This window comes from Streptomyces sp. BE303 (assembly GCF_036290945.1).
In the GTDB taxonomy this organism is placed as follows: domain Bacteria; phylum Actinomycetota; class Actinomycetes; order Streptomycetales; family Streptomycetaceae; genus Kitasatospora.
The window spans coordinates 149422-174795 of sequence record NZ_JAQYWZ010000708.1 but is presented as its reverse complement, the minus strand read 5'-3'; the positions used below and the strand labels follow the sequence as shown (position 1 = coordinate 174795).

Below are 25374 nucleotides of genomic sequence, written 5' to 3'. Positions count from 1 at the left end.
GCACGCGCAGGCGTCAGAACCAAGCTCTGCCGCACGCCGCGATACGCGGGGTGACCGGGTCAGTCGGCGCTGTCGCGGCTGTCCGCCCAGAGCCGGCGCCCACGCAGGGCGAGCGCCGGGCAGCTGAAGTGACGTCTACTCAGCAGAGGAAGCAGGGTGATGCGATGAACGGCGAGCACCATGCGGACTCCGGTGCCGCACAGCTCCAGTTCGTAGCCACCGCCGCCGTCGATCGCCCTGGCCACGGACGGAAGGACGGTGTGGTCGCCCAGCCACCTTCGAAGCTCGGCGTCCGTGCCTCTGCTCAGTGCTTGGCTGACGCCGGCAGCGGCTCGCCGCAGGCGCTTGTACGCGGCCTCCGCATTCGGCAGCACCTCCCAGTCGAAGAGCTGGGCCAGTTCGGTGCCGTGCACGTCGAAGTACGAGGTGCACCGGTAGAGCACGCCGGGTTGGGTCATGCCGAGCCCAAGAGGCGGCGCGACAGGCAGGGTGGATGCCGACGTCATGCGGCGCTCTCCCCCTGGCGGGGCCTTGACGCCTCGGGGCCGAGCCGGAACCAGACCTGCTTGCCTGATCTGCACGGCTCGGTGCCGAACCCATCCGCCATGGCTGCGAGCAGGAACAGCCCTCGTCCGCCTACTTCGTCGTCGGACGGCTCCCGAATGATCGGAAGGGTCGCGTCGAAGTCGCTGACCCCGACGAAGACGCCGGAGTCCGTCTCCGACAGAACAAGCTCGCAGTCACCGCGGGTGTGCTTGTAGACGTTGGTGAGCAACTCCGTGACGCCGAGCTCGGCCATGAAGCTCAACTCGGCTTTGCGCCAGAGCCGCAGGTGCACGCGGATGATCTCGCGTACCGGTTCCATGTGCTCGGGCCGGACCAGGGGGAGGCCCATGCGGTACCACCTCCCCTCGGTCGACTTCGCGGCCTCGGGCGGGTCGCTCGATTCCCCTGCGTTGAGACAGGCATCCGGAGAACCGAGTGACGTTACGTCAGTTGCTGTGCTCTCGGTCCTCATGACTGAGTACTCCTCAAGCGGTGCAGATCACTTCGGGCAACCAGGTAACCGCTGTTGAGTAATCGGGAGTAATGTCGGCGGGGGTGTCGAAGGGTGTTACTTCCGCTACCGATCGTGCTGGGGGCCTTGGCGATGAAACCGGTGAACACCAAACTCGAGCAGCTGCTGGAGCAGTCCGGCATCAGCCGGGGCGAGCTGAGCAGGCGAGTTCGTGCGAAGGCGAAGGAGTGGGGCCAGCCTCACATCGCGCCGGACACGACGAGCGTCCGTCGTTGGGTGGGAGGCGAGATTCCACGCCAGCCGGTGCCGGACATCCTGGCTGACGTGTTCTCCGCCGAACTCGGCTACCGGGTCACCACCTACGATCTCGGCCTCGCAGACGCCCCGTCCGCCGATCGCTCACTGGTGTACAACTCCTCGTACGCGGCTACCGTGGAAGCCGTCACCAACCTGGGGAGAGCTGACGTGGACCGTCGCAAGTTCCTGGCCATGGCACCGTTCGCCGCTGTCGCCGGCGTCGGGCCCTCGCGTGACTGGCTGCTGAGCACGCTGGACCAGTCCCCTACTCCCGGACCGCAGGTACGGCTGGAAGACGTGACGGCTGTTCGGAACATGTTCGGCGCGTTCCAGCAGATGGACATCTTCCAGGGCGGCGGCTCAGGCCGGCTCGCGCTCGCCCAGTACATGAACGCTCATGTCTACCCGCTTCTCCGCCGCACCTACACCGAACAAGTTCGGCAGGCGCTGTGCGAGGCCGCTGCCGAGCAGACGTACCTCCTCGGTTGGATGGCCTACGACAACGGCGAACACGGCACTGCCCAGCGCTACCTGATCCAGTCCCTCCGCCTCGCCGAGGAGTCGCACAACCCCGCACTCGGCGCCCACGTGCTGGCCGGCATGGCCGACCAGGCCACCCTTCTCGGCCATCCTGAGGAGGGCCGCCGCCTCGCCCAAGCCGGACGGGCCGGACTCTCCGGGGTCTCCTCGCCCGCCTGCCTCGCCGATCTCTGGGCGCTGGAAGCTCGCGCGCTCGCCAAGCTCGGCGACAAGGTCGGCGCCGCTCAGGCCATCATCCGCTCCGAGGCCGCTTTCGAGCGGGTCCAGCCGGACCAGGACCCTGAGTGGGCGAAGTTCATCGACGCCGCCTACCTCCACGGCGAGCACGCCAACACCTTCCGTGACCTCGGCCAGCCCGAGCACGCGGCCGAGCACGCCCGCCTCTCCATCGATCACGCCAGGCAGCAGAAGCGTGCCCGGCGCGGCGCGATGTCCCAGGCAGCGCTGGCCGTCTCGCACCTGCAGCGCAATGACCTTGAAGCAGCGCACGCTGCCGGTGTACGGACTCTCTCGCTCACCAAGCAGGTGCAGTCCTCCCGCGCCATCGAAGCCGTCCAGGACCTCCAGCGCCGTATGGAGCCGTTCGGCGGTCACCGCCTGGTGGTGGACTTCGCGGAGCGGGCGCGGGAACTCACTGCAGCGGCGTGATCGATCGCACCACCGCGGCACTTGCTGCTGGGGCGGGAGCCCGCCGGGTAGGCGGGTTCGGGGGGTGTTTGTGGTCAGCGGCGGCGACGGCTCCGAACACCGCTGGGACCAACACACGGGTCGGCGCCTCAGCGTCGTGGTCGTAGTCGGTCATGCGGTCCCTTCGGGTCGGCAGCGGGGCAGCACGGGACCATACGACGTGCACTGCCGGAATGGATCCCTCCCGGTGAGAAGGACATCGAATCGACACCGTCGCCGTGCTGCAGGGTAGTTGTGGCGCTCCGGCCACGCTGGGGGCGGTATTGGTGGGCGGGACGGAGGCTCCGTTCCCGCCCACCTGGGTTGGTCAGCGCGTCCGGCGTACCTGGTCGGGTGCGACCGGCGCCGGCGGTGTGATGACCGGGGTAGCCGGTGTTCCGGTGGTGAGGCTGGTCGTGCGGGCGCGGGCGGCCCTGGTGCGCAGTTCGTCGGGAGTTGCGGCCGGTGCGGGGGTGGAGAGGTGGGCGTCGCGGCGGATCCGCCAGGTGAGGACGGCGGCGGGTGAGTCGGCGGTAGCGAGTTCGCGTCGCCCGGCGGCGTTGGCGAGTAGGGCGTTGGGGTCGTGGCCTGCTGCTTCGGCTTCGGCAAGGGTGGCGGCGAGCGCTGCCCAGCTGTCCTCGGCGAGCACTCCGCTGGCCTGGTCGGCGGGCAGAGCGCGGCGCAGCGCTGTTTCCTGCCGGTCCCGGATGGCCTCGGGCAGGCGCCGGCCTTCGAGGTCCAGGTGGGCGAGCGGTTTGGCGGCGTGCCGGGTGTAGGCGGCACGAAGGTGGTCGGCTGCCGTGCGGGCGGCGTCGGCCTGGTGGCGGTGACCTTGGGCGGCGTGCCACTTGGCGATGATGATCGCGAGCAGCACGAGGCTGGACAGGGCCGTGGCGGCGGCCGTGCCTTCTTCGCCACTCCGGCTGCCGGTGGGGCCGGCGTAGAGGAGTTCGCGGGCGGCCGAGCGCATCGCCCGTACCTCCGTGCGGGCGGCTCGGGTGCGGGCGACCGCAGCGTATTCCAGGGCTCGGGCGGCCTGGTTGATCTCCTTCCGTGACAGGACGGGGCTGGTGATCGCGAGGGTGTCGAGAATCTCGATGGTGCCGCTGACCACCGCGGCGACCTGACCGGGTTGGGGCTCGTCGTCGATGACGGTGGTGATGTGGTCGACGGTGGTGCTGGCGCGGTACCGGACCGTGTCCGGTTGCCCTTGCCCGACCGGGCGGTGGGGTGCGGGCTGGTCGACACCGGTGGCGAAGCGCTCGTGGATCTTGGGCAGGGTGAGGTCGGCGGCGAGTTGGCTGCCGGAGAACCACACCGGGCCGCCCGGATCGCCGCTGGGCAGGGCGAACTTGTAGCCCTTGGCATCGCCGGAGGGCAGGCGGCGGACCTCGAACTCGATGCCCTGTGCGGTGAGACGGGCGAGGAACTCCTCCTCGCCCGCCGCGCCTGCGAGGGCCCGACGCACACCGGTCCGCAGCCGGGCCCGCCCGGTCTCCTCCTGGCCGAGGCGCTCGGCCTTGCGCAGCTCGGGGCTCTTGGCGCGTTTGGGGATACCGGCCCGGTACTTGGGTGTTCGGGTGCCGGACCAGTCCTTGAGCCCGTACTCCCGCTCGATCTCGGTGAGTTCGGTCTCCGTCCGGTACTGGTCGCCCCGCAGGCGGGCCTGGGTGAGGTCGGCGCGGATCACGGTGGCGAGGATGTGGATGTGGTTGTCCCCGTGGTGGACGGCGACCCACCGGCAGCCGTCCGGATCGCCGTCGGGGGCAATGCCGGCGGCGGCCACGACCCGCCGGGCGATCGCGCCCCACTCCTCGTCGCTCAGGTTCCGGTCGGTGGGGTCGGCACGGACCATGCGGTGGTAGACGTGCTTCTTGACCGGATGGCCGTAGCGCACGACGTGCAGGTCCAGGGCATCGCGCAGCTGGGCCAGGGTGGCCTCGGAGTCGCGGCCGGGGTCGGGGGCGAAGCCGTCCCAGGAGGCCACCAGGTGCGGGTCGGTGTGCTCGTTGCGTCGGCCCGGCCCGTACAGGTAGTCCAGCGCCTTGAACGTGTTCTTGCCGGAGCGGGCGGTGGTGATCACCGGCGTGCGGCCTTTGCCACCCGCATCGCCGAAGCGTCCACCTCGGCCACCGCCCTGCGGATCTCGACCACTATCTCCTTGGCCTTGACCAGGGTGGCCTGCGCCGGGCCGTGCTCGATGCCGATTTCGGCGTTGATCTGGAAGGCGATCTGGTTGACGTTGACACCGACCCGGGCGACCTGGAACCGCGCGGCATCCAGCGCCTGCACGGCCTGATCCAGTTGCTCGTCACGGGTCACCACGTCGGCGCCGCCGACGGTCAGGGCCTGGCGCTCCAGGTAGTCGGCCACGTTCAGGCCGGCTGCCTGCGCGAGCCGCTTGATCTGCGCTTCGCGCTCCTCGGTGCAGCGAAAGCCGAGCTTCTTCGTCTTGGGGTTGTCGTTGTCACGTCGGCGGCGCTTGGGACGGCGGACGCTGACGCGCTCAGCAGGGGCAGCAGCTCGGGCGGGCGTGGACGGCTCGACGGCGGGCGTCTTCTCCTGCTTCACCGCGCCCTCGCGGTGAAGCTCCGGTGCTGCCGCCCTCGGCAGCACCGGCTCGTCCACGCCCTCCTGGGCGGGGGCGTCCGCGTACGTGGGCCCGTAGGGGCCCCGTACGCACTCGCTTGCTCCGCTGTTGTCGTGGAGGTGGTCAACTCCGTTGCGGTCATGGGAGCTTACGGGCTTCCCGAGCAGGCTGTGCAGGGTTCGTCGGACGGCGTTCACGCGTGTCGTTCCTCGGTGGCGGCTGGCGATTCGGGCTGGCGAGCTTGTGGGTGGGCAGTGTCCGGGTGGTTGCCGGTTTGGCCATGCCGGAATTCGCAGGTATGGGCGGTGTACGTCAGGCGCGGCCTTCCCGGGACCGAACGCCACATGGGACTGGTGTCCGCGGTGCGAGTCGAGTCCGGCCGGGTGCAGTGACCGGGCGGCGGTGGCCTTCTGCCGAGTGCGGCGGTGGGTCGGCAGAAGTCGGTGTCCGGCTGACCCACCGGGCCGGTCAGCCGGACACCAGGGCCGGTCAGTCGGCCTCGGAGTGCGGAGGGTTCTGTTCGTCGGCTTGCTCTTCGCGGAGCTTTCGCATCAGCTCGGTGAGGCGGGTACTGCCGAGCGGAAGGCCGGCGTCGCGCACGGCCTGCTCGATGATCGCGCGAGTGAGGCGGCCCTCGGCGGCGACCGCCGCGCGGCCCACCTCCAGCAGCCGTTCCATCGGCGCGCCCGGCGGACGCCCGATCGGCTTGTTCTCCGCCCCGCCAGCGCCTCCGGCGGCCTCAGCCCGGGTGTCCGGGGCATTGGCCGGTCGGTCGTCGGCTTCTGCCGGTTCGGGATCGGGCAGCGCGTCGCGCCACTCGGCGGGCAGAAGTCCGGCGGTGGACAGGAGCGTCAGGAGCGCGTTCTCGTCGCTGCGGTCCTCCGCCCGTTCCGGCCGGAGCTCCGGTTCAGGGTCGGCAGAAGTCGCGGTGCGCGGAACGGCGTTCTGCTCAGCGGGAGCGCTCGCGGTGTCGTGGCCGTGGCGGGCGATCAGGATGTACAGGTGGACGGCGCCGCCGAGGGCGAGCGGGGCGAGGGTGGACAGGACGCCGACCACCGTGTTGGTCAGCCGCAGCCCGCTGCCGGTGGTGGGCAGTTGGTTGAGGCGGACGGCGTGCAGGGCATTGGCCCAGACGCTGGTCGCGGTCGCTCCGGCGAAGAGCGTCCAGGCGTAGGTGCGGGCGGGCCAGCGGGCCTCGCGCAGGACGAGCAGGGCTCGGACGCCGTAAGCGATGAAGCCGTCGATGATGATCGGGAACAGGTAGGTGAGCAGTCCGCGCACATGGGTCGCGGCGGCCATCTGCCGCAGGGCGTCGTAGGACAGGACGAAGCCGAGGACGCCGAGCAGACCGACGGCGAGCCGGTCCCAGATCGTGGCCCGAGCAGGCGGGGTGTGGGCAGGGGGTATCGCGATGGTGGTCAAGGGTGGTGCTCCAGGGGTGGCCTCGCCGTAGGCGGGCGTGGCGAAGCGGCGAGGCGGTGGTGGGGTGAAGTTCGGGGAGGCCGGCGCGCTGGCCGAGCGCACTGGGCGCCAGCGCCGGTCAGGCTGCGCGTAGCCTGCGGCGGTCGCTGCCGGTGAGGATGGCGCGTTCGCACATCTCGGCGAGGCGGGAGGCGGTGCGGTCGCCGAGGGCGTTCTTGACCTCGCCGGGCGCCAGGTTGGTGGTGAAGATCGTCGGGAGCAGGTGCTCGTAGCGGTGGTCGACCAGCCGCAGGGTGAGCTCCTCGGTCCACTCGGACGCCTTGGCGGCGCCGAGGTCGTCGAGGACCAGCAGCGGGCTGGCCATCAGATCGCGCATCTCCCGCTCGGTGTCCGTGCCCTGGCGGGGCCGCTGGGAGGCGTACAGCTCGGTGGCGGTGAGCTTGGTCCAGCGCAGACGCACACCGGCCTTCAGCAGGCTGCGGATCGCCCCGTACGCCTGGTGGGTCTTGCCCGAGCCGGTGGGTCCGGCAATCAGGAGCGAGGGCCCCTGGGCGATGCCCGGAGTGCCGCCGGGGCCGGGTCGGCAGGCCAGGGTGACCTGCTGGACCCAGGTGGTGACCTCCGGGTGGTCGGCAACGGCCAGGCGGTAGCGCGGCGGGATGCGGCGGTCGGCGAGCTCCAGCGCGGTGGAGGGCTGGTCGGCGTCGGGCAGCGGCCGGTCGGGGTCGATGCCCTTGGCGGCCAGCATCCGCTCCAGGCGCAGGACGGCGCCGGATGCCGGCTGCGGCTCGCGACGCTCGTCCGTGCGGCGGGGGCTGGGCAGGCTGGTCACAGGTCCCCCTCGTAGTAGTCGCGGGCGTCGGCCGGGTTGGCGAAGGGCCGGTACGGCGCGCGGGCAGCGCTCTGCCCGGCGCGGGTGGCCCCGGCGGGCTGGGCGTTGATCGCCTCGTGGACCATGCTCGGTAGCACGCTCGGGCTCATCGGCTTCGCCGCGTACAGCTGCAGCCCGGCGCGGATGTCGTCGTCGCCGGTGCCGCCGTCGAGCAGGTCCTTGATGACCTTGCCGAGGTGCCCGCGCACGTTGGCCGGTACCGGCTTCGGGCAGGTGGCGACGTACTCGGCCACCAGGTCGCCCGCGTTCACCGACGGCTTGCCGGTGGGCGCGGCGACCAGGACCGGGCCGTCCCGGTCGGGTGCTGCCGACGAGGGTGCCGGGGTGGGCGCGGCGTCGCCGCCCCCTTTAGGGGTAGATCCATGGTCCAAGGTCCATGGTCCAGGCACGACGTTCTCCGGAGTCCTCCGGAGGGACTCCGGAGAAGCCGTCTGACCTGCACTTTCGTTCGGAGCTGCCGCATTGGGCACCGGAAGGGCTGCTACGGGGGTGGGATCGGGGTCGGCGGAGAAGGGCCGTTGGGCGGGGACGGTCTCCGCGAGGGCCGTGAGCGGTTCCGGAAGGCTCCGGAAGTTCTCCGGAGCCGGGTGCGCGCAGCCCTGGCCCTTGGCCTTGCACTTGCCGCACCAGCCCGCGGGCTCGTGGACGGGGCAGGCGGGCAGGCGCGAGGGGGTGGGGTGGGAGATCTTCTGGTGCTCGTGCCACTTGGTGACGTGGAGGTACTGGCGGCCGTCGCAGCCGGTGTACCGGCAGATGAGGCCGGTCTCGGCGAGCTGACGTAGCTCGTCCTCGATGTCGAGCGGGGTGTGCTCGGGCCGCAGCGACCACAGGGCGCCGTTGAGGACGGCCGCGTTGTCGCGGTGGCGTCCCTCGTCGTCGGCCTGGGTGAGCAGGCAGACGAACGTGCGCTCGGCGGTCAGGGAGACCGAGGCGAGGTCCTCCGAGACGGGGTACTCGGGCTTGATGGTGCGGATGCGCGCCATGGCCTACCACCCCGCCTTCGGGGAGGAGGCGTGCGGAGTAGGTGCGCCGCACAGTGGCGACGCCGTACGCTGGAGCACGTTAGTCCTTCCTCGGTGCGCACATGGGCTGCAACCCTGCACCGTGGTCGATCGTCGTGGATGGGCGGTTTTGGGACCTTTCAGGCCCTCGGTGTTGATAGCACCGGGGGCCTTCGGCCTTTTCGGGGTGAGCGCAGCAACGCGCCGCGATGCGGTTTGGCTTGACATGCGCTTCACCGTGCATCACTATGGCATCCTGGCGGCCGTTATGCAAGTCGCCTCAGGATCAGATGCGAGGTGAATTGATGCCCGGGACGGACGAGCCCACGGACGACAGGACTGGCGGGCCGGAAGAGGAGCTGCCGGGAAGCGAGCCTGCAGGCCCGGAGGCCCCCGCTGGCATGAGCGAGGAGAACGCAGCCGAGCGCGTCCGAATGGAGCGCGAGCGCCGCGGCTGGAGCACCGGTGAGCTGGCCAAGCGCATGGCCGAGGCCGGCTATCCGATCAACCAGTCCTCGGTCTGGCGCATCGAGAGCGGCGAGCCGCGCCGACGGATCAACCTCGACGAGGCGATCGGTTTCGCCAAGGTCTTCGACCTGCCCCTTGAGGACCTCCTCGGCCCGCCGACCTCTCCCGAAGAGAAGATCATGCAGGAACTCGCCGACCACGTGGTCCAGGGCTACCGGCTGGCCGCGCAGGGCGCCGAGTTCACGACCAAGGCTTTGGCAGCCGCCGAGAAGTACTGCCAGGACTTCCCCCACAACCGCAAACGGCTGCGCGGGAAGATCGCGATCGGCCTCTCCTTCGAGTACCGCAGATACGCGCCCACGCCGCTGGTGCAGGAGTTCCTGCGGGGCGGCAAGATGCCGTCCGAGCCGGTCCACACCGACGAGTAGCCCGGGGTCAGTCACCCAGGCCACCGTCGACCGTTCGCCAGGACCGCTCGAGATCGTCTTTGGAAAACGGCCGGGCCGCTCCTACCGTGCTCACGAGCCCGACCAGCCATTTGGCGCGGCCGGGATCCAGAGCTAACGTCACACCCCACGCGGCCACCAACCGCGCAACGCCCATCCACGACGTCGACCACGGTGCAGGGTTGCAGCCCGCCAGCCACCGAGGAGAGAACCGCATGCTGCCCCAGCAACACCCAGCCGCAGGCTGCGGCTTCTGCCCGGCCACCACCGCGCGGTTCGTCGCGGACTCCGTCGCCACTGCCCCCAGCACCTCCCCCAGACCCATCTGACGGGTCTGTCCCCAGCTGCCGTCCGCAGCCCGCAGGCCACCTGCGCTGGACCCCGACGCAGCTTCTCCGCCGTACCGTCGCGAAGACCGCGGCCAGTCCGGCTCCCGCGATCTTGATGCTGACGTCCGGTCGCCGCCTTCTCGCTCCCAGTCGGGAGCCGCCCCCTCCCCCAACCGCCCATCCACGACGTCGCCATGCGGTAGCCCGGGTTGCAGCCCGCCGGCCACCGCAAGAGGAGCCGCATGCCCCAGCTCTCCCTCCGCCCCGCCCAGCCGGACGCCCGCTCTGCGGCCACCTACCTGAAGGCCATTCAGGCCACAGCGACGGCGGCTCGGTCAGCACTGGCCACCACCAGCTTCCCCAGTTCCAGCCGCGCGATCGACGGCTCGCTCACAGCGCTGCGTGAGCGGGAGTCCGCCGGTGGCAAGGACACGCGCAAGCGGGTCGACCCCTCGGTGGCGCTGGCGGTCTTCGCGCCCAGCGATGCAGTCGTGGGCCGCTTCCACACCGGCCGCCGAATCGACAACCGCCCTGAGTCGCTGCCCAACTGGCGGGTCTCCACCACCACCCCGGAGACTGCTGCCGCGATCTCCCAACTCCTCGGCGGCGCAACGGCCGACGACTGGGCCCAGGGGGTAGTGACCGGTTCGCCTGCGGTTCGTGTCGTCCTCGACGGCGCGGACTCCGTCACGACAGAGCTTCGGCTGTGGGGGCCGAAGGGACTCGTCCACCACTGTGACGGCGTCCTGTTCCTCTCGCCGACCGAGGTCCAGGGGACTCCGTGTGGCTGCCCCGAGTCCTCCGAGGAACGGGCGGCGCTGGCGAAGAAGCTGCGGGCTCCACAGCCTGCGACCACCGTGGTCTTCCGACTGGCGGGGCGCTACGACCTCGGACGGTTCGAGTTCAGTTCGCCCTCTCGGCTCCTCGCCGACGCAGCGGTCAAGACCCGCACCCAGCTCGCCGGTATCGCGGGGGAAGCGCTCTGTGAACTGGCACTTGAGCTCGTCACGGTCACGGTGGGCGGTGGCGTCGAGGTCTCGTACCGAAAGCCGACGCTGACGGTCCTAGGTCCTTGGAGTTAGGCCATGTCTCTCCGATCATCAGATCGTTGGCTTCGTATGGCTGGTGGCGGTGATCTGACGGATGCAGAATGGGCTCGACTGTAGCCGCTCCTGCTGGCGAGTAGCGGACGTTGTGGCAGGTGGCGGGATCACCGACAGGTGATCAACTTTGTCCTGTGCCGAGTTCGAACCGGGGCACCTGACCTGTCTGAACTCCCACACCGCCACCATCCTTGAGCCGTGCCCCTCCGGCATTCAGCCTCACCCGTGAGGTCAGGCCGAGCGGGGCCATCACCTCGAAGACCCAAGCTATGGACCACCCAACTACCGCTAGCATCCTGGCCGTTGTAGCGTCAAGCGCGATCGCACCCAAGCCGGCTTTTGCAGGATTTTACCGCACAGACATATGTGCAGGTCAGCAGGTTTTCTGAGGCCTATTCGGACCTGGCGGCACTCCCGAAGCACCTGACGGCAGAACCCATATCGTGCCGTTGACCTGCGGCAACGCCATCGGTCAACAGCCCTGCAGCACAACACTATTGATTAGCATAAAGCGCGGCTTCAAGCGTCTGGTGAGCGTACGCTCGCGGCTATCACGTGAAGCGCACGCATCCGATCGCAGGAGTAGAACGATGCCCAAGGGTCACAAGTGTCCGGTGTGCTCCACCCACACGCTGCAACGAATCAGCACGAACCGACTCCAGTGCTCGAAGTGCAAATCGATCTTCACCATGGATGTGATCGTCGGAAGCTGACGCTCACGGGCACTTCACCACCTCGAGTTCGCCCGCGCATAGCCCTGAAGCTATGTGCGGGCGAACTCGCAGCTCTGTGGGCTCAACGCCTCCCGTCGAGATGGCCGCTTGGTCGGAATCGGCCAGATCGGTCAAGCCATGCACCGCAGCGTCCATCCGGTCCGGGGAGTCCGCGCCGGCGACCCCCGCCACCCTCTGCACTTCCAGTTCCGGGGAGTGGCCAACGTGGTGGGCTCGGCCCCGGTCGTACAGCTGGGCAATCGACTCCGCGCGGAGTCTCTTGCCGACCTTCGCGTTGACCTCCAGAATCACAGAACACCGTTGACCACCTGCCGCAGCGTCCACTACCCACCGGCCGGAGCGGCTCCGGTCGAGCGCATGCCGCATCCGTCGGATCACCAGGCCCAGTTATACGAAGCCGACGATCCGATGATCGGAGAGGCATGGTCTGGTGGTCCAAATCGCAGAGGCGGCCCCGGACATCCCTCGTCCGGGGCCGCCTTCACATGCCGGTATCCATCACAGCACGCGCTTGCCGTCGCCGTCGTCAGCCGCCTCCCGACGCTTGGCGAACTCGACCTGCACCCGCTGGTGCACCGGCAGGCGGCCCCCGCGCTCCGGGGCCTTGAACACCGTGATCCGGTCCACGAACAGCTTGACGAACTTCCTGCGCTCGGCGAGGGGGGCACTCTCCCACCACGAACCCGGGCCGATGGGGTCGGCCGACGGGTCCTCGGGCAGCCACTCGGCGATGGGGATCACCGGTGTCGCCGCCTCCTCCAGTACGGCGATCCTCGCCTCGGCCGCCTCCAGGAGGTGCAGGAGCGCGGCCTCTTCCGTGACGAACCTCCGCCGGCCGATGTCTCCCCGGAAACCGCCCGCCTTGCGGTCGTCGTAGAGCTCCTCCAGTGCCCTCACCGCATCAGCGCGCTCCGCGACGAGCGTCGCGCGTTCCCGCGAACGCTCCGGCGACTCGGTGGCTACACCGAACCTGCGCGTCGCCTCGGCGAGAACCGCCAAGGCCTCGTGGTCGTGCTCGACCTCCCTCAGCAGCTCGAAGATGCTCCGCGCCACGTGGTCGTCCAGTGCCGCCTGGCTGACCGTGCACTCTCCGGCGTGCTGGCCGGGCAGCCTCTTGCGCCGACGGCAGCGGTACGAGCGCTTGACCACCTTGGCGCTGTCGGCGTGGGAGGTCTTCACGGATCCGCACTCGCAGTACAGGACCTCCATCGCGGACAGCAGCGACTCACCCCGTGAGAGCCCCTTCCCGCGGCCTCGTCCGTCAAGCCACTCCTGCAGTTCGTACCACTCCACGGGCGGGATGATCGCCTCGTAGATCTGGAGCGGGAGCATCGTCTCGGGGTCGCGGAGGATACGGTAACTCTCCACCGTGCTCGTCGGTTTGCCGTTCTCGCCGACCTTGTAGACGGGTACGGCGGCGAACCCGGCTATCCGGGGGTCCCTGAGGATGCGCTTGACGGTCTTGGTGTCCCACGCGCTGTTCTTCGTCTTCTTGCCGTAGGTCGCGCCGCGCGTGGGCACGACGACCTCGTTGTTCATGCTGTTGACGATCCCGCCCAGCGAACCGGGGTGGCGGCGCCGCTTGGGGTCGTACACCTGGTCCTTGTGCTTCTTGATCGTCGCCCAGATGTCGCGGATGACCCCCGGCTCGTTCTTCGTGTGTACGAGGGTCTGGATGACGATCGGCCGGCCGTCCGCCGTGAGCCGGGTCTCGGCCTTCAACTCGAAGCCGTACGGCGCCTTGCCGCCGATGTACCCGCCCAGTTCGAGCGCCGTGGCCTTGGCACCCCGGACGGCGACGCTCTTGTTCTTGCTCTCGTTGTGGGCCTGGTCCAGCCGCATGAACATGTGGATCAGGTCCACCAGGTTGCCCTTGCGGAACTCTCCCTCGGTGACGCTGACGATGGTCACGCCGAGGTTCAGCAGCTCGACGACGACCGGGATCGCGTCGAGCGGGTCGAGCCGCGAGAGGCGACTGACGTAGTAGACGACCAGCAGGTTGATCCGGCCCGCCCGGCAGTCCTGCAGCAGCTTCTCGAACTTCGGCCGCTCGACCCCGGTGAACGCCGAGATGCCGAGGTCCTCGTAGTACGTGACCGACTTGGCGCCACGACGCCTGGCCTCCGCCGTACCCAGTTCGCGCTGGGTCGTGGTGGAGGCTTCGCTGGCGTTCTCACGCGCGTCGGACTGACGCGCGTAGACGGCGGCATGGACGTCCATGCCGGTGATCGCTGGTGGTGCGGACATGAACACGGATGGTACTACTCCCCTAACTGACATAACCCAAGGGCACCCCGTGGCACCCGCACCGCGGCTTCGAGACGGTCACCTACCTGATCGACGGCGAGTTCATCCACAAGGACTCCCACGGCGGAGGCGGCCACCTCGGCGGCGGTGACACCCAGTGGATGACGGCAGGCTCCGGCATCCTGCACATCGAGACCCCGCCCGAGTCGCTGGTGCTGTCCGGCGGCCTGTTCCACGGCATCCAGCTCTGGGTGAACCTCCCGGCGTCCGACAAGATGACCGCACCCCGGTACCAGGACATCCACGGCGGCCACGTCAAGCTGCTCTCCACCCCGGACGGCGGCGCGATCCTCCGCCTGATAGCCGGCGAGCTGGACGGCCACCGGGGCCCGGGCTCCACCCATACCCCGATCACCCTGCTGCACGCCACCGTCACCCCGGGCGCGCAGGTCACCATCCCGTGGCGGCAGGACTTCAACGCGCTCGCCTACGTGCTCAACGGCGACGGCAAGGTCGGCGCCGAGGGCCGGCCGATCCGCACCGGCCAGGCGGCAGTGTTCGGAGACGGTGAGACCCTCACCATCTCCGCCGACGCCGTGCAGGACTCCCGGCACCCCAACCTGGACGTGATCATCCTGGGCGGGCAGCCGATCCGCGAGCCGGTCGCCTGGTACGGGCCGTTCGTGATGAACAGCCACCGCGAGCTGGAGCAGGCGATGCGGGACTTCCAGTCCGGTTCGTTCGGTCACCCGACCGACTGACCCGGCCGCTGACCCGGCGCGGCCGCAGGGCCGTACGGCGCGACCCGGCCCAGCCCCGGCCGGCCCCGCACGTCGGGGACGGCCGGGGCGGGCCTGCGCCGACGCACGACGACGCCGCGGTCCCGTACCCGCTGCCGGCTCCGGCTAGAGCAGCGCGTAGAGGGCCGCGGCGTCGTCGTGCGTCTTGCCGCGCGGCCAGCGCTCGCAGGACTCGTCCGTCCGCTCCACCGCGCGGACCTGGGCGATCAGCTCGGCCGGGCCCGACTCGGCCAGCAGCCGCAGCGCGTCGCCCCAGCTCCCCAGGCCGAAACGCTCGGTGAACCGCGAGGCACCGTCGCTCAGGGCGGCCACCGCGCGCAGCGCAGCCAGCGGGACGAACCCGGTCTCGGCGTGCGCGGCCGCCTTCGGACTCGCGGCCGCGATCCACGGGCCGCGGCCCGAGTTCCGGACGGCCCGCACCGCCCGCACGTACTCCAGGTGGAGCGCGGCGCGCTCGGCCGACCCGGGCACCGTCGACCAGACCTGCCGGCGCAGCTCCTCGCCGCCGGGGAAGCGCTGGTTGTCCCCGATCACCCGCGGCGGGCCGTCCTTCGGCTCCAGCACCAGCAGCGAGTCCCCGAGCACCAGGTACTCCAGCGCGCTGCCGTGTCTCCGGGCCGCGACCACCATCGCGGCGGGCGTGTTGGGGTGGGCGAGGTCGCACCGGCCGCCGTGCAGCGCGGCCGTCTCCGCGATGGCGTCGGACAGGCACTCGGCGATCGAGCGGTCCGCCCGGTCGGTGAGCCTGGCCAGCAGGTGCACCCCGAGTCTGCGGACGTACCAGGCGGTGCCGTGGCGGCACCCGGACTCCAGACCGGTCGGCGAGCTCGAACCGTCGAGCAGCACCAGCGCCTCCGACGTGGCGGCCGCGAAGTCCTCGCTCTCGCGGTCCGGCCGCCGTGCTTCCCCTGCCAGCTGTACCTGCATCCCGACAGTGTGGCGTCCGACCGGGGCGTGCGCCCAGACCCCTGCGCTTGCCACGGCGCGCCGCCCGGTGGCCGTGGGGGTAATTCGGCCATACCGTCGGATAACGAGTGGACAATTCGGCCGATCAGGGCCGGTCCGGTTTGGGATCTCCTTCGAGGGATGCCGCCTCCGGCGCCGACGACGGCACGGCCGAGGGCGCGGGGCGAAGGTTGGGAGCGACGGATGTTCTGGGAGTTCATCGTGCTGGTGGCCGCCTCGATCGGCTTTCCGACCGCCGCACTGCTGTTTCTGATCGGCGGGCCGCGATTCCCGGACGAGAAGCGCGACGCCCGGTAGGCCGCACGGGGCGGCCGGCAGGCCCCGCCACCGGACGCCGGAGCCCCTGGCCCCGGCGTCCGTGGCGTCACCGCTCGGGCGTCGACCAGGCCGGGTCGCGGCCGAGCAGGACGAGCGCCCGGGCGAACGGCCCGGCGGCGGTGTCCGGCGACCCGACCACGTCGAAGGCCCGGCCGGGCCCCCGGTTCGCCGGAGCCGCCGGGACGGCCTCGGCCACCGCCAGCAGCGCCCCCACGAGTGGCGGTTCGGCCTCCACCTCGGTCACGATCCCGGACGCGGTGGAGGGCCCCAGGGCCGCCGCCACGTCCCAGGCGTGCACCAGCGTGTCCAGCAGGTGGAAGCCGACGGCCAGGTCCAGCGGGAGCGGGCCGCCGTCGCGGATCTCCGGCAGCCAGAGCACGGACCCGCCCGGAGCGGCGGACGCCCCGGTGAACGCCGCCGTCAGCTGCGCCGCCGACCGCCGGAAGGCACCTGCCGGGTCGCCGTCGACCGGGACGTCCCGCCAGAGCGCCAGGTCGGGCCCGGCGCCGCGGGCGGCGGCGGCGAAGCCCCGGTGCTGGCCGACCACGTGGTCCAGCAGCCGGCGGAGCGACCAGCCGGTGCAGGGCGTCGGGAGCACCAGTTGCTCCGGCTGGACGGTGTCGACCAGGTCGGCCGCCAACTCCATTGAGCGGGTGTGCAGTTCGAGCAGACTCATGCCGCTCCCCGCTGGTGTCCGGCCCCGGAGGCACGGCCTGCGTCGGAGGCGCTGGCGACGTCGGGGGCGCCGCCGGTCTGCGACCCGTGCCCGGCCGTCAGGAAGCCCACCACGTTGTCGATCACGGCGGGCTCGGTGAGGATCCGGCGGTGGCCGAGCCCCCGGGTGACCAGCAGTTCCAGCCGGTCCCCGTAGGCGGCCGCCAGCCGGCGGGCGTGCCCGAACGGCACCACGTCGTCGTCCTCGTCGTGCGCCACCAGGATCGGCAGGCCGATCTCCTCGGGGTTCCGGGCGGCGTCGAAGTGGGCCGCGACGTCCGTCACCCCGGGGAACATCGCACCGCTCTCCACCCGGCGCCCCACCTCCGCTTCCACGGTGGCGTTCAGGCCGAGCCGGGCGCAGAACGCGGCAGGCAGGTAGGAGACCTCGGCGACCCCCGCGACGGCGACCAGCCGGCCGGCCCGCAGGCCGCTGCGCAGCGCCAGGAAGGCCGCGTTGACGCCCAGCGAGTGCGCGACCACCGCCTCGAAGTCGCCGTACCGCTCCTGGAGCCGGAGCGCGATGTCGCGGTAGCCCGGCACGGTGGTCGTGCGACCGCCGGAGTCGCCGTGCCCGGGGGCGTCGAAGGCGATCGGGGTGAGGCCGAGCGCGTTCAGCCGGGGGACGAAGTCGGCGAACCGGGAGGCACGGGACTGCCAGCCGTGCAGCAGCAGGACCGGCCGGGCACCGTCGCCCCAGCGGTGGACGACGACGCGCTCGCCGCCGACGGTGAGCGTCTCGGTGACGGCCCGGTCGTGCACCTCGCGTTCGCGGGTGCGGACCCGGCCGCGCCGGACGGGGTGGCGGTACAGCTCGAACGCGGCCCGGCCGGCGAGCCGCGGCGCGGCCTTCGAGGCGGCGTTCAGGGTGGTACGGATCAGTGCGACGGCCGGGTCCACGAGGGTCTCCCTGTCGATGCCGAGGGGCAGGAGCCGAACTTGCCAAGATATTAGCACGACCGTTCGTGCTTTTTCTTGGGATCCCGGCGGCTCGACCCCGCTACCCTGGCGGCACGGGAACCGGACGAGAACTGAGGTGAACGGTGGCCGGATCGACCACGGACGGACGGGTCCTGCGCGGGGAGGAGACCCGGCGGGCGGTGCTGCGGCGCGCCGTCGAGATCGCCTCCGTCGAGGGACTGGACTCGCTGTCGATCGGTCGGCTCGCCACCGATCTCGGCCTCAGCAAGAGCGGGGTGTTCGCCGGCTTCGGCTCCAAGGAGGAGCTCCAGCTGGCCACGATCCGCGCCGCCCGGCGGATCTTCGCGGACGCGGTGCTCGAACCGGTCGTCCGGGACGCCCCCGGCCTCGGCAAGGTCCGGCGGCTCTGCGACTCCTGGCTGGCCTACTCACGGACCCGGGTCTTCCCCGGCGGCTGCTTCTTCTACGAGGTCACCGCCGAGTTCGACGCCCGCCCCGGACCGCTGCGCGACGCCATCGCCGCCAGCTGGCACGAGTGGCGCGCGACCGTCCTCGGCCTGGTGGCGGAGGCCCGGACCACCGGCGAACTCCGCGCCGGGGCCGACCCGGAGGACATCACCTTCACCCTGATCGCCCTGATGGAGAGCGCCAACTCGCAGGCGCTGCTCTTCGACGACGGCACCCCGTACGACCGGGCCGGACGCGCCGTCCTGCACCGGCTGCGGGCCGACGCCACCGACCCGGACGCACCCGCCCTGGCCTGACGCCTCCGGCCCGGCCCGGCGCCGGCGCCCCGCACCCGCCGGGCCGCGACCCGCCCGACCGAACGAACGACCGGCAGCCCGGCAGCCCGACGATCCGTCAGGCGCCGTCCAACACCCGCTCCAGCACGGCCGCCTGGGCGAGCAGTCGCTCGTCCGCCCACGCCTCGCCGATCACCTGGAGCCCCAGCGGCAGGCCCTCCGCCGTCACCCCGGCGGGCAGGCTGAGCGCGGGCAGGCCGGCGTAGCTCCACGGCAGCGACATCACCGCGTCGCCCGTGCTGTCCAGGCCCGACGGGGCCGGACCGGTCGCCGAGGGAGCGATCAGCAGGTCCACCCCGGCCCGGCGCCGCTGCTCGGTGAGCCGGTCGCGGAAGCGCTCCCGGGCCTGCAGCGCCGCCTCCCGGTCGCCGGGATCGACCGTCCGGCCGTGCCGGATGCCCGCCGCGGTCTCGGGGCGGTAGAGGCCCCCGAACCGGGTGAACCAGTCGGCGTGGCTCGCGGCCAGTTCGAACCGGTTGATGACCTGCAACTGCCGGACGAGCTCGTCGAAGTCGGGCAGCAGGTCGAGCCGGCGGACCGTCAGTCCCCGGGCGCTCAAACGGTCCAGTTGCTCCCGGAACGCCTTCAGCGCCTCCGGGCGGGCCCGTTCCAGGTAGCGCCCGACCGGGACGCCGAGGACGGGCCCGTCGTCGGCCGTCCGGCCCGGGCCGTCCCGGCCCTCGAAGCCTCCCGGTCCGGCCGGGTCGCCCGGGTCGCGCCGGCCGGCCCAGTCGTCGCAGAGCAGTGGCGCGGCCAGCGCGACACCCGCCAGATCGGCGGTGAACAGGCCCAGGGTGTCGAAGCTCGGCGCGTTCGGGATCACCCCGTCGATCGGGATCCGCCCGTACGTCGGCCGGAAGCCCACCACCCCGCAGTAGGCGGCCGGCCTGATCACCGAACCGACCGTCTGGGTGCCGATCGCCAGCGGCACCAGCCCCGCCGCGACCGCCGCCGCCGACCCGCTGCTGGACCCTCCCGGGGTGTGCCCGGGGTGGTGCGGATTGCGGGTCGGTCCGGGCGCACTGGCCGCGAACTCGGCGGTGACCGTCTTGCCCGCCACCAGCGCGCCCGCCGCCCGCAGCCGGTCCACCACGGTGGCCTGCGGACCGGCCAGCACGCCCGGCGGCAGCGCGGACCCCGCGTGGGTGGGCAGGCCGTCCACGTGCACGATGTCCTTGACCCCGACGGCCACCCCGTACAGCGGCGGCGCGGCCGCCCGGTCCGGGTACCGGGCGGCGAGCGCGCGGGCCTCGGCGTGCAGCCGGTCCGGGCGGCCGGGTTCGGACACGAAGGCGTGGATCAGGGGGTCGACCTGCTCGATCCGGGCGACCAGCCGGTCGACGTGGACGGCCAGGGTGGGCACTCCGGCCCGCAGTGCGGCGGCCTCGCGGGTCAGCGACCGCGGCCGGACCAGGGACTCCTCCATGCCGACCACGGTAGCCCCGGCCCGCGCCGGCCGGACCACCCGTGCCGGGGCAGGACCGTCACCCGCCCGCCGACCAGGGCGTTCGCCGCCGTCCACGGGGCGGTCGCTACGGGTGTTCGGACCCCAGGTAGGGCGCCTCGCGCAGGAAGTAGGCGCCACAGGTGTGGCAGCAGAGCTCGGGGGTGTGCCCCCAGTCCACCGCCTCCCGGGCGGCTGCTCCCGCGTCCAGCTCGCGGCCGCACATCGCCACGCTGTCGGTCCCGCGGACCATGTGCCAGAGCCGCACCCCGCCGGACTCGCCGCCGTCGCCGTACTCGGCACGCATCTGGTGCATCATGCCCCCATCGTCCGGCGGCTCCGCGGCCCCGGCAACCGGGGGGCGAGAGGGTCAGACCAGGCCGCCGTACAGCCGCAACCGGGCGATCCCGCCGTCCGGGAAGACGTCCAGCCGGACATGGGTGGCCGGGCGCGGCGCGTCGAGCACCAGCCGGTGGACGGCGTCGGGCTGCAGCCGGGTGCGCGGCACCAGTTCGAACCACTCCTCCGGGTCGGCCGCGCGGTCGTCCCGCCCGTACAGCGCGGCCCAGCCGGCCGCGTTGCCGACGTAGTAGCCGGTGTCGATCTCCACCGCCCGGACGGCCCCCCGGCCCGCGAGCCGCAGCCGCACCCAGTCGTGGCCGTCGTCGCGGCGTCGCCGGTTCTCCCAACCGTCGCCCATCGCGCGGGACTTGCCGGGCAGGGCCAGGCTCACCGGGGCGGAGAAGAAGCGGTCCGAGGCGTCCTCGACGGCGCCGCCGTTCTCGATCGCGGCCAGGTCGAAGGTGCCGAGCGCGGACAGCCAGGTCCGGTCGGGGCGGGCCTCGCCGTGCACCCGGAACCGGGCGATGCCGCCGTCCGGGTACTGGCTCAGCCGCAGGTGGGTGAAGCGGCGGCGGTCCGCGACCGCGAAGCCGTTGGCGGCGTGGCCGCGCACCGGCGAGCGGGGGACCAGCGGGTGCCAGGCGGTGGCCGGGTCCAGCAGCTCCTCCGGGCCCGGGGTGCCGGGGAGTTCGGCGCCCTCGACGCCGATCTGCCGCGGGTGGTTGCCGCGGAAGTGCGCGGTGTCCACGACGACGCCGTGCACGACGCCCGGGACGCCCAGCCGGATCAGCGCCCAGTCGCGGTCCTCGTCGGTCGGGTGCGGACGGGCGGCGCCGGTGCCGCGCCGCCGGCGGGTCTCCCAACCGTCCATGATCTGGCCCTTGTTGCCGAAGGTGTGCGGGCGGAACTCGGCCGGCCCGGGCAGCAGCAGGTTCTCCCGTTCGGCGAACAGCTCGTCGTTGGCGGCGATCACCGCGCCGCCGAGCCGGCGGTCGGCGAGGTCGGTCAGCCCGGTGAACCCGAACTCGGCGGAGCGGTAGTCGGCGTAGGGATTGCCGCCCGCGTACGGCGGGGCGGCCGCGTCGGAGAGGGCATCGGAGGAGGCACCGGCTCCGGCGTCGGAAAGGGCATCGGAGGAGGCACCGGCTCCGGCGTCGGAGAAGGCCGGGGCGGAGGCGCCAGGGGCAGCGGCGGGATCGTGCGCGTCGGCGGTCATGAACCCACCTTCGCCCCGCCCGACTGGTCAGGTCCATCACAAAGAACTGAGCAAACCGTTCACTCCACCTGAACGGTCGCCGCCACCGCCGCCAGCTCCGCCAGCACCCGCCTGAGCGGTGGCGTCCGCTCCGTCCCGGCCCGGACGACGGCGACCACCCGGCGGGCCGGCAGGTCCGCCGGAAGCGCCCGGACCACCGCCCCGCCACCGCGCCCCGCCGACGCCAGCCGGGGTACCAGCGCCACCCCGAGCCCGGCCGCCACCATGGCCAGGATCGCCGTCCAGTCCGCGGCGGTGTGCGCCCGCTCCGGCGCGAACCCCGCCTCCGCGCAGGCCGCACGGGTGATCTCCCGCCACGGCCCGGCGGCGCCGTAGATCCACGGCTCCTCCGCCAGGTCGGCCAGCCTCAGTCCGGGGACCCCGGCCAGCGGGTGCCCGGGCGGCAGCGCCACGTCCAGCGGATCCTCCAGCAGCACCGTCCCGACGAACCGCGGGTCGACGCCGCCCGGCCCGACGGCCAGCGAGAGCGCCAGGTCGACGTCCCCCGCCGCCAGCAACCGGACCGCCTCGGCGGCCTCCGCCTCCACCACCCGCACCGTCAGCCCCGGTGCGGCGTCCCGCAGTCGGACGACCGCCGGGACGAGCAGCCCGCCGATCGCGGTCGCGAACGCGCCCACCCGCACCTCGCCCGCCTCGCCGTGCAGATAGCCCGCCAGTTCGGCCTCGGCCCGCTCCAACTGGCCGAAGATCAGGTCGGCGTGGCGCAGCACCAGCCGCGCCGCCGGGGTGAGCCGGACCCGCCGGCCGTACGGCTCCAGCATCGGGGCGCCCACCTGCCGGGCCAGCGCCGACACCTGCTGCGACACCGCCGACGGCGACAGGCGCAGGCGCTCGGCCGCCGCCGTCACCGTCCCGCACTCGTCGACCGCCCGCAGCACCCTCAGCCGCCGGAGATCCCACTCGCCCACACCCATCGCGCCAGGGTAGGGCGCATGACGACCGCATTCGGTCACCCCGACCGAAACCCTTCGCCCACCCGTCGATAGGGTGCCGCTCCTGCGACGTTCCGATCATCGGAATCAGGCGTCAAATCGCCCGCACTCGTACAGAATTCGCCCGAACCTGGAGCAAAGACCGTGCGCTCATCCCGCCTTCTGGCCGCGTCCACGCTGCTCGCACTGTCCCTCGGCACGACGGTCGGCGCGGCCACCGCCGGTGCCGCCGCCGTCTCGCCGTCCCCGACGACCGGCACGAGCGCCTCGCCGACGGCCTCGCCGACGGCCTCCCCCACGGCCCCCACGGCCTCCCCGACCGGGTCCGGCACGCCGAGCACCTCCGCGTCGCCGACCGGCGCCGGCACTCCGTCGGCCACCACGTCCCCGAGCACCACCCGGAGCCCCGGCTCCTCCGCCACCCCGTCGGCGACGCCCACCGGCCGCCCGACCGCGCCGCTCCCGACGCCGAGCATCCCGTGCCCCGGCGGCTACCAGCTGGTCGACCTCAAGGTCACCGGCACCGGCCTGGCCGGCACCACGCTCACCAAGGGGGGCGCGGCCCAGGAGATGACGGCGACCGTCGAGAACACCGGGTCGGTCGACCTGCAGAAGTTCTCCACCTACCTGTTCGTCACCGACATCGGGCAGGAGCCGGTGCTCAACCCCCTGACCTGGGGCAAGGAGGCGTTCACCGGCCAGGTGAAGCTCCCCGGCGGTGACTGGAAGCCGCTGGAGCTGGCCGGGTCCACCCCGCTCGACCTCGGCACCCACAAGCTCGCCAAGGGCCAGAAGCTGACCCTCCAGGTCCGCATCGCCGCCACCGCCCAGGCCCCCGTCGCCAAGTACCACGCCGAACTCGGCGGCTGGTCCGAGTACCTCCCCGCCAAGGACGTGCCCGGCAGCCCGGTCGGCAACGGGTGCGTCACCTTCTCCGGCGTCCACAAGCCCGCCGACCACTTCACGGTGGCCGACGCCCCGGGCGCCCCGTCGGCCACCGCGACCGGGGCCGCCGCCTCCCCCAAGGCCTCCACCCCGGCCGGTCCGCACCTGGCCGAGACCGGCTCCAGCTCCAACACGCTGCCGATCGCCGCCGGTGGCGCCGCGGTGCTCGCCGCGGGGGCCGGGACGCTGTTCGTGCTGCGCCGCCGCAAGGCCGGCGCGCACGCCTGACGACCGGGACGACCGGAGCGACCGGGACGGGTACTCCAGGGAACTCGGTGAAGGGTGCGCACGGGCCGTGCGCACCCTTCCCGCGTCCCACCGTCGGCCCCTCACGGCGGCACCGTCCCGAGCGGCACCGTCCCGAGCGGCGCCGTTCTGGGCGGCACGTCCCGAGCGCACCCGCGGTGCCGGCCGAGCCTGCTCAGGACGCGGCGCGCAGCAGGGCGTCGTCCTGCCACTTGAGGATCTTGTCGAAGCTCACGATGGCCCCCCGGAGCGGATGGTTGCGGAGCCGGACGTGATCGGTGAGCGCGTGGATCAGGAAGAGGCCGCGGCCCGACTCCGCGGTGAGCTCGGGCAGCATGTCGAGGTCGACCGGCCGGAGCGTCGGCATCGGGTCGGCGTCCGGGCACCCGCCCGGCAGGACGTGGGTGTCGTACGGGCGGCCGTCGCGGCGCGGGCGGTGCGCCGTGAGCAGCGGACCGGGGACGGTGGCGCGCCCGCGCCGGCTGCGGCGGCGCGGTGCCGGCCGGGCCGGCGGGGCCTGGACCGGGGACGGGCGGCGCGACGCGTGGCCGCCGGGGGCGGGGGCGGGCAGGCCGGGCCCCGAGTCCGTCACCTCGATCCGCAGCAGGTCGCCGCTGATCGAGGCGGTGACCTGGTAGCCCTCGTCGGGCCCGTCGCCGGTCCCGTGCTCGACGGCGTTGGCGCAGGCCTCGCTGAGGGCGACACCGAGGTCGTGGGCGATCTGCGGGTCGACGCCCGCGGTCGCCATCGCACCGAGCAGTATGCGGCGGGCCAGCGGCACGCTGGCCGGGTCGCGCTTGAGGTGCAGAGTCCACCAGATGTCCACGGGAGGTCCCTCCTGGCTGCGGCTCCACATATAACCGAGGTATCTCCGGGGGATGCCGGGGTGAACCGTGCCGGAGGTCCGCTACCGCCCGTTCGGCGGATGGACTGGGGCCCGGCTCTGTGCCGAGCGGCGCACGTCCGGGCCCGTGCGCCGGGGCCGAACGGGGCATTCGTAGGGATTTCCCACCCTGCCGATCCGGCAGCGGTAGGCGATGAGATGATGGCCCGGCCATGACTGCCCCAGCCGCCGCCCCCCACCCGGGCGCCCCCGTACCGGACGCTCCGGTGGGGGTCGCCGCCTGGGACCTGCGGCTTGCCCGGGCGGTCCCGTTCGCCCTGGTGTGCACGCTGATCGCGGCCGCCGGGCACGCCCTGGCGGGCGGCGGGAACGTGGCTCCGGCCGCCCTCGCGACCGGCTTCACGGCCGTCCTGGTGGCGGCCGTCGCGTTCGGCGGGCGGGAGCGCTCGCTCACCGCGATCGCCGGTGCGCTCGGCGCGGCGCAGTTCGGACTGCACGTCCTCTTCCACACCCTCGGCGGCCACGCGGGCGCCGGTGCCGGGTCCGGCTCGCACCACGGTGGCGCGGCGGGCTCCGGCCCGCTGACCCTGCCGCAGGTGGCCGGCCGGTTGATCTGCAACGAGGCCCGGCCCGGCACGCTGATCGGGCTGCCCGGCAGTCCGACCGCCGAGCAGCTGGTCGCCGGTGCCGGTCTGGACCCGCAGGAGTACGCGACCGCACCGTGGTGGCAGAGCGGCGTGCTCGGGATGACGCCGTCGATGTTCGCGGGCCACCTGGCCGCCGCCCTGGTGGCCGGCTGGTGGCTCCGGCGCGGCGAGGCGGCCCTCTGGCGGCTGGTGCGGATCACGGCCGCCGCGGCCCGGGAGCACTGGGCGACACCGCTGCGGACGGCCTTCGTCCTGGCCTCGGTCCTGCTGCGCGGCCTGCTCGGCACGCCCGGCGGCCCGGTCCGCCGGTCCGGCGGCCGTGACGGGGACGACCGCGTGCCGGCCGGTGCCGCGCTGCGGCACAGCGTGGTGCGGCGCGGTCCGCCGCTCGGGGCGCTCGCGTACTGACCCGCCGTCCCCGGT

Annotated in this window: 22 protein-coding genes and 1 pseudogene; 7 read left to right on the top strand and 16 right to left on the bottom strand. The window is 72.5% G+C overall.

Annotated elements, in window-relative coordinates:
- Window positions 1-59 precede the first annotated feature (59 nt).
- A complete protein-coding gene (locus tag PUR56_RS18250) occupies window positions 60-458 on the bottom strand; it encodes a hypothetical protein (protein WP_329949710.1) in 399 nt (132 codons plus the stop codon).
- A 44-nt stretch (window positions 459-502) separates the two neighbouring features.
- Window positions 503-895: an ATP-binding protein gene (locus PUR56_RS18245; RefSeq protein ID WP_329949709.1), complete on the bottom strand. Its 393-nt coding sequence runs from the start codon at window positions 893-895 to the stop codon at window positions 503-505.
- A gap of 255 nt (window positions 896-1150) precedes the next feature.
- Here PUR56_RS18245 and PUR56_RS18240 point away from each other — a divergent pair, with 255 nt between their 5' ends.
- Window positions 1151-2503 (top strand): transcriptional regulator, encoded by a 1353-nt coding sequence (locus PUR56_RS18240; protein WP_329949749.1) that lies wholly within the window; start codon window positions 1151-1153, stop codon window positions 2501-2503.
- Window positions 2504-2849: 346 nt separating this feature from the next.
- Here PUR56_RS18240 and PUR56_RS18235 read toward each other — a convergent pair whose 3' ends face one another.
- The 5 genes from PUR56_RS18235 to PUR56_RS18215 all read right to left on the bottom strand — a co-directional run bounded on the left by PUR56_RS18235 (window position 2850) and on the right by PUR56_RS18215 (window position 8408).
- Window positions 2850-4604 (bottom strand): relaxase/mobilization nuclease domain-containing protein, encoded by a 1755-nt coding sequence (locus PUR56_RS18235; RefSeq protein WP_329949708.1) that lies wholly within the window; start codon window positions 4602-4604, stop codon window positions 2850-2852.
- Window positions 4601-5149, bottom strand: coding sequence for a plasmid mobilization protein (locus PUR56_RS18230; protein ID WP_329949707.1), 549 nt, complete (start codon window positions 5147-5149; stop codon window positions 4601-4603). Before PUR56_RS18230 ends, PUR56_RS18235 begins: the two co-directional genes overlap by 4 nt.
- Before the next feature lie 451 nt (window positions 5150-5600).
- Window positions 5601-6533: a DUF2637 domain-containing protein gene (locus PUR56_RS18225; protein ID WP_329949706.1), complete on the bottom strand. Its 933-nt coding sequence runs from the start codon at window positions 6531-6533 to the stop codon at window positions 5601-5603.
- Between the two features lie 118 nt (window positions 6534-6651).
- Window positions 6652-7281, bottom strand: coding sequence for an ATP-binding protein (locus PUR56_RS18220; RefSeq protein ID WP_329949748.1), 630 nt, complete (start codon window positions 7279-7281; stop codon window positions 6652-6654).
- 80 nt (window positions 7282-7361) lie between these two features.
- Window positions 7362-8408: a hypothetical protein gene (locus PUR56_RS18215; protein WP_329949705.1), complete on the bottom strand. Its 1047-nt coding sequence runs from the start codon at window positions 8406-8408 to the stop codon at window positions 7362-7364.
- A gap of 419 nt (window positions 8409-8827) precedes the next feature.
- Here PUR56_RS18215 and PUR56_RS18210 point away from each other — a divergent pair, with 419 nt between their 5' ends.
- Complete coding sequence (locus PUR56_RS18210; RefSeq protein WP_329949704.1) at window positions 8828-9322, top strand: helix-turn-helix transcriptional regulator; 495 nt, start codon at window positions 8828-8830, stop codon at window positions 9320-9322.
- Between the two features lie 589 nt (window positions 9323-9911).
- The gene (locus tag PUR56_RS18205; protein ID WP_329949703.1) at window positions 9912-10751 is read left to right on the top strand and encodes a recombination directionality factor; all 840 of its coding nucleotides are present in this window, start codon (window positions 9912-9914) and stop codon (window positions 10749-10751) included.
- A gap of 1253 nt (window positions 10752-12004) precedes the next feature.
- Here PUR56_RS18205 and PUR56_RS18200 read toward each other — a convergent pair.
- Window positions 12005-13753, bottom strand: a complete 1749-nt coding sequence (locus PUR56_RS18200; RefSeq protein ID WP_329949702.1) for a recombinase family protein — start codon at window positions 13751-13753, stop codon at window positions 12005-12007.
- A 35-nt stretch (window positions 13754-13788) separates the two neighbouring features.
- On the opposite strand from PUR56_RS18200, the pseudogene PUR56_RS18195 reads away from it, so the two are divergent.
- A pseudogene (locus PUR56_RS18195) lies at window positions 13789-14514 on the top strand (pirin family protein); the annotation flags it as partial.
- Between the two features lie 144 nt (window positions 14515-14658).
- Here the strand turns inward: PUR56_RS18195 and PUR56_RS18190 are convergent.
- From PUR56_RS18190 to PUR56_RS18180, 3 genes are all read right to left on the bottom strand, one after another.
- Window positions 14659-15480 (bottom strand): integrase, encoded by an 822-nt coding sequence (locus tag PUR56_RS18190; protein WP_329949701.1) that lies wholly within the window; start codon window positions 15478-15480, stop codon window positions 14659-14661.
- Window positions 15481-15883: 403 nt separating this feature from the next.
- The gene (locus PUR56_RS18185; protein ID WP_329949700.1) at window positions 15884-16513 is read right to left on the bottom strand and encodes a TIGR03086 family metal-binding protein; all 630 of its coding nucleotides are present in this window, start codon (window positions 16511-16513) and stop codon (window positions 15884-15886) included.
- Entirely contained in the window at window positions 16510-17451 is a 942-nt protein-coding gene (locus PUR56_RS18180) for an alpha/beta hydrolase (RefSeq protein ID WP_329949699.1), read from the bottom strand. Before PUR56_RS18180 ends, PUR56_RS18185 begins: the two co-directional genes overlap by 4 nt.
- Window positions 17452-17594: 143 nt before the next feature.
- On the opposite strand from PUR56_RS18180, the gene PUR56_RS18175 reads away from it, so the two are divergent.
- Window positions 17595-18236, top strand: a complete 642-nt coding sequence (locus tag PUR56_RS18175) for a TetR/AcrR family transcriptional regulator (protein ID WP_329949698.1) — start codon at window positions 17595-17597, stop codon at window positions 18234-18236.
- Between the two features lie 97 nt (window positions 18237-18333).
- Here PUR56_RS18175 and PUR56_RS18170 read toward each other — a convergent pair whose 3' ends face one another.
- The 4 genes from PUR56_RS18170 to PUR56_RS18155 all read right to left on the bottom strand — a co-directional run bounded on the left by PUR56_RS18170 (window position 18334) and on the right by PUR56_RS18155 (window position 22251).
- Window positions 18334-19701: an amidase gene (locus PUR56_RS18170; protein WP_329949697.1), complete on the bottom strand. Its 1368-nt coding sequence runs from the start codon at window positions 19699-19701 to the stop codon at window positions 18334-18336.
- A gap of 106 nt (window positions 19702-19807) precedes the next feature.
- Window positions 19808-20038: a hypothetical protein gene (locus tag PUR56_RS18165; protein WP_329884678.1), complete on the bottom strand. Its 231-nt coding sequence runs from the start codon at window positions 20036-20038 to the stop codon at window positions 19808-19810.
- A gap of 51 nt (window positions 20039-20089) precedes the next feature.
- Window positions 20090-21277 carry an allantoicase gene (gene alc, locus PUR56_RS18160; RefSeq protein ID WP_329949696.1) on the bottom strand — a complete coding sequence of 396 codons (1188 nt, stop codon included), beginning with the start codon at window positions 21275-21277 and terminating at the stop codon, window positions 20090-20092.
- Between the two features lie 59 nt (window positions 21278-21336).
- Entirely contained in the window at window positions 21337-22251 is a 915-nt protein-coding gene (locus tag PUR56_RS18155) for a LysR family transcriptional regulator (RefSeq protein WP_443034524.1), read from the bottom strand.
- Window positions 22252-22413: 162 nt separating this feature from the next.
- On the opposite strand from PUR56_RS18155, the gene PUR56_RS18150 reads away from it, so the two are divergent.
- Complete coding sequence (locus tag PUR56_RS18150) at window positions 22414-23442, top strand: LAETG motif-containing sortase-dependent surface protein (RefSeq protein WP_329949695.1); 1029 nt, start codon at window positions 22414-22416, stop codon at window positions 23440-23442.
- A 193-nt stretch (window positions 23443-23635) separates the two neighbouring features.
- On the opposite strand, the gene PUR56_RS18145 is transcribed toward PUR56_RS18150, so the two are convergent.
- Window positions 23636-24286, bottom strand: a complete 651-nt coding sequence (locus PUR56_RS18145) for an ATP-binding protein (RefSeq protein ID WP_329884681.1) — start codon at window positions 24284-24286, stop codon at window positions 23636-23638.
- A 230-nt stretch (window positions 24287-24516) separates the two neighbouring features.
- Here PUR56_RS18145 and PUR56_RS18140 point away from each other — a divergent pair, with 230 nt between their 5' ends.
- Window positions 24517-25359, top strand: a complete 843-nt coding sequence (locus PUR56_RS18140) for a hypothetical protein (protein ID WP_329949694.1) — start codon at window positions 24517-24519, stop codon at window positions 25357-25359.
- Window positions 25360-25374 lie beyond the last annotated feature (15 nt).

Excerpts from the sequence above, each read along its gene's own strand:
- PUR56_RS18250 (WP_329949710.1), bottom strand. The coding sequence starts at position 458 with ATGACCCAACCCGGCGTGCTCTACCGGTGCACCTCGTACTTCGACGTG.
- PUR56_RS18245 (WP_329949709.1), bottom strand. The coding sequence starts at position 895 with ATGGGCCTCCCCCTGGTCCGGCCCGAGCACATGGAACCGGTACGCGAG.
- PUR56_RS18240 (WP_329949749.1), top strand. The coding sequence starts at position 1,151 with ATGAAACCGGTGAACACCAAACTCGAGCAGCTGCTGGAGCAGTCCGGC.
- PUR56_RS18220 (WP_329949748.1), bottom strand. The coding sequence starts at position 7,281 with ATGCTGGCCGCCAAGGGCATCGACCCCGACCGGCCGCTGCCCGACGCC.
- PUR56_RS18215 (WP_329949705.1), bottom strand. The coding sequence starts at position 8,408 with ATGGCGCGCATCCGCACCATCAAGCCCGAGTACCCCGTCTCGGAGGAC.
- PUR56_RS18210 (WP_329949704.1), top strand. The coding sequence starts at position 8,828 with ATGAGCGAGGAGAACGCAGCCGAGCGCGTCCGAATGGAGCGCGAGCGC.
- PUR56_RS18205 (WP_329949703.1), top strand. The coding sequence starts at position 9,912 with ATGCCCCAGCTCTCCCTCCGCCCCGCCCAGCCGGACGCCCGCTCTGCG.
- PUR56_RS18200 (WP_329949702.1), bottom strand. The coding sequence starts at position 13,753 with ATGTCCGCACCACCAGCGATCACCGGCATGGACGTCCATGCCGCCGTC.
- PUR56_RS18190 (WP_329949701.1), bottom strand. The coding sequence starts at position 15,480 with ATGCAGGTACAGCTGGCAGGGGAAGCACGGCGGCCGGACCGCGAGAGC.
- PUR56_RS18185 (WP_329949700.1), bottom strand. The coding sequence starts at position 16,513 with ATGAGTCTGCTCGAACTGCACACCCGCTCAATGGAGTTGGCGGCCGAC.
- PUR56_RS18170 (WP_329949697.1), bottom strand. The coding sequence starts at position 19,701 with ATGGAGGAGTCCCTGGTCCGGCCGCGGTCGCTGACCCGCGAGGCCGCC.
- PUR56_RS18165 (WP_329884678.1), bottom strand. The coding sequence starts at position 20,038 with ATGATGCACCAGATGCGTGCCGAGTACGGCGACGGCGGCGAGTCCGGC.
- alc (WP_329949696.1), bottom strand. The coding sequence starts at position 21,277 with ATGACCGCCGACGCGCACGATCCCGCCGCTGCCCCTGGCGCCTCCGCC.
- PUR56_RS18155 (WP_443034524.1), bottom strand. The coding sequence starts at position 22,251 with ATGGGTGTGGGCGAGTGGGATCTCCGGCGGCTGAGGGTGCTGCGGGCG.
- PUR56_RS18140 (WP_329949694.1), top strand. The coding sequence starts at position 24,517 with ATGACTGCCCCAGCCGCCGCCCCCCACCCGGGCGCCCCCGTACCGGAC.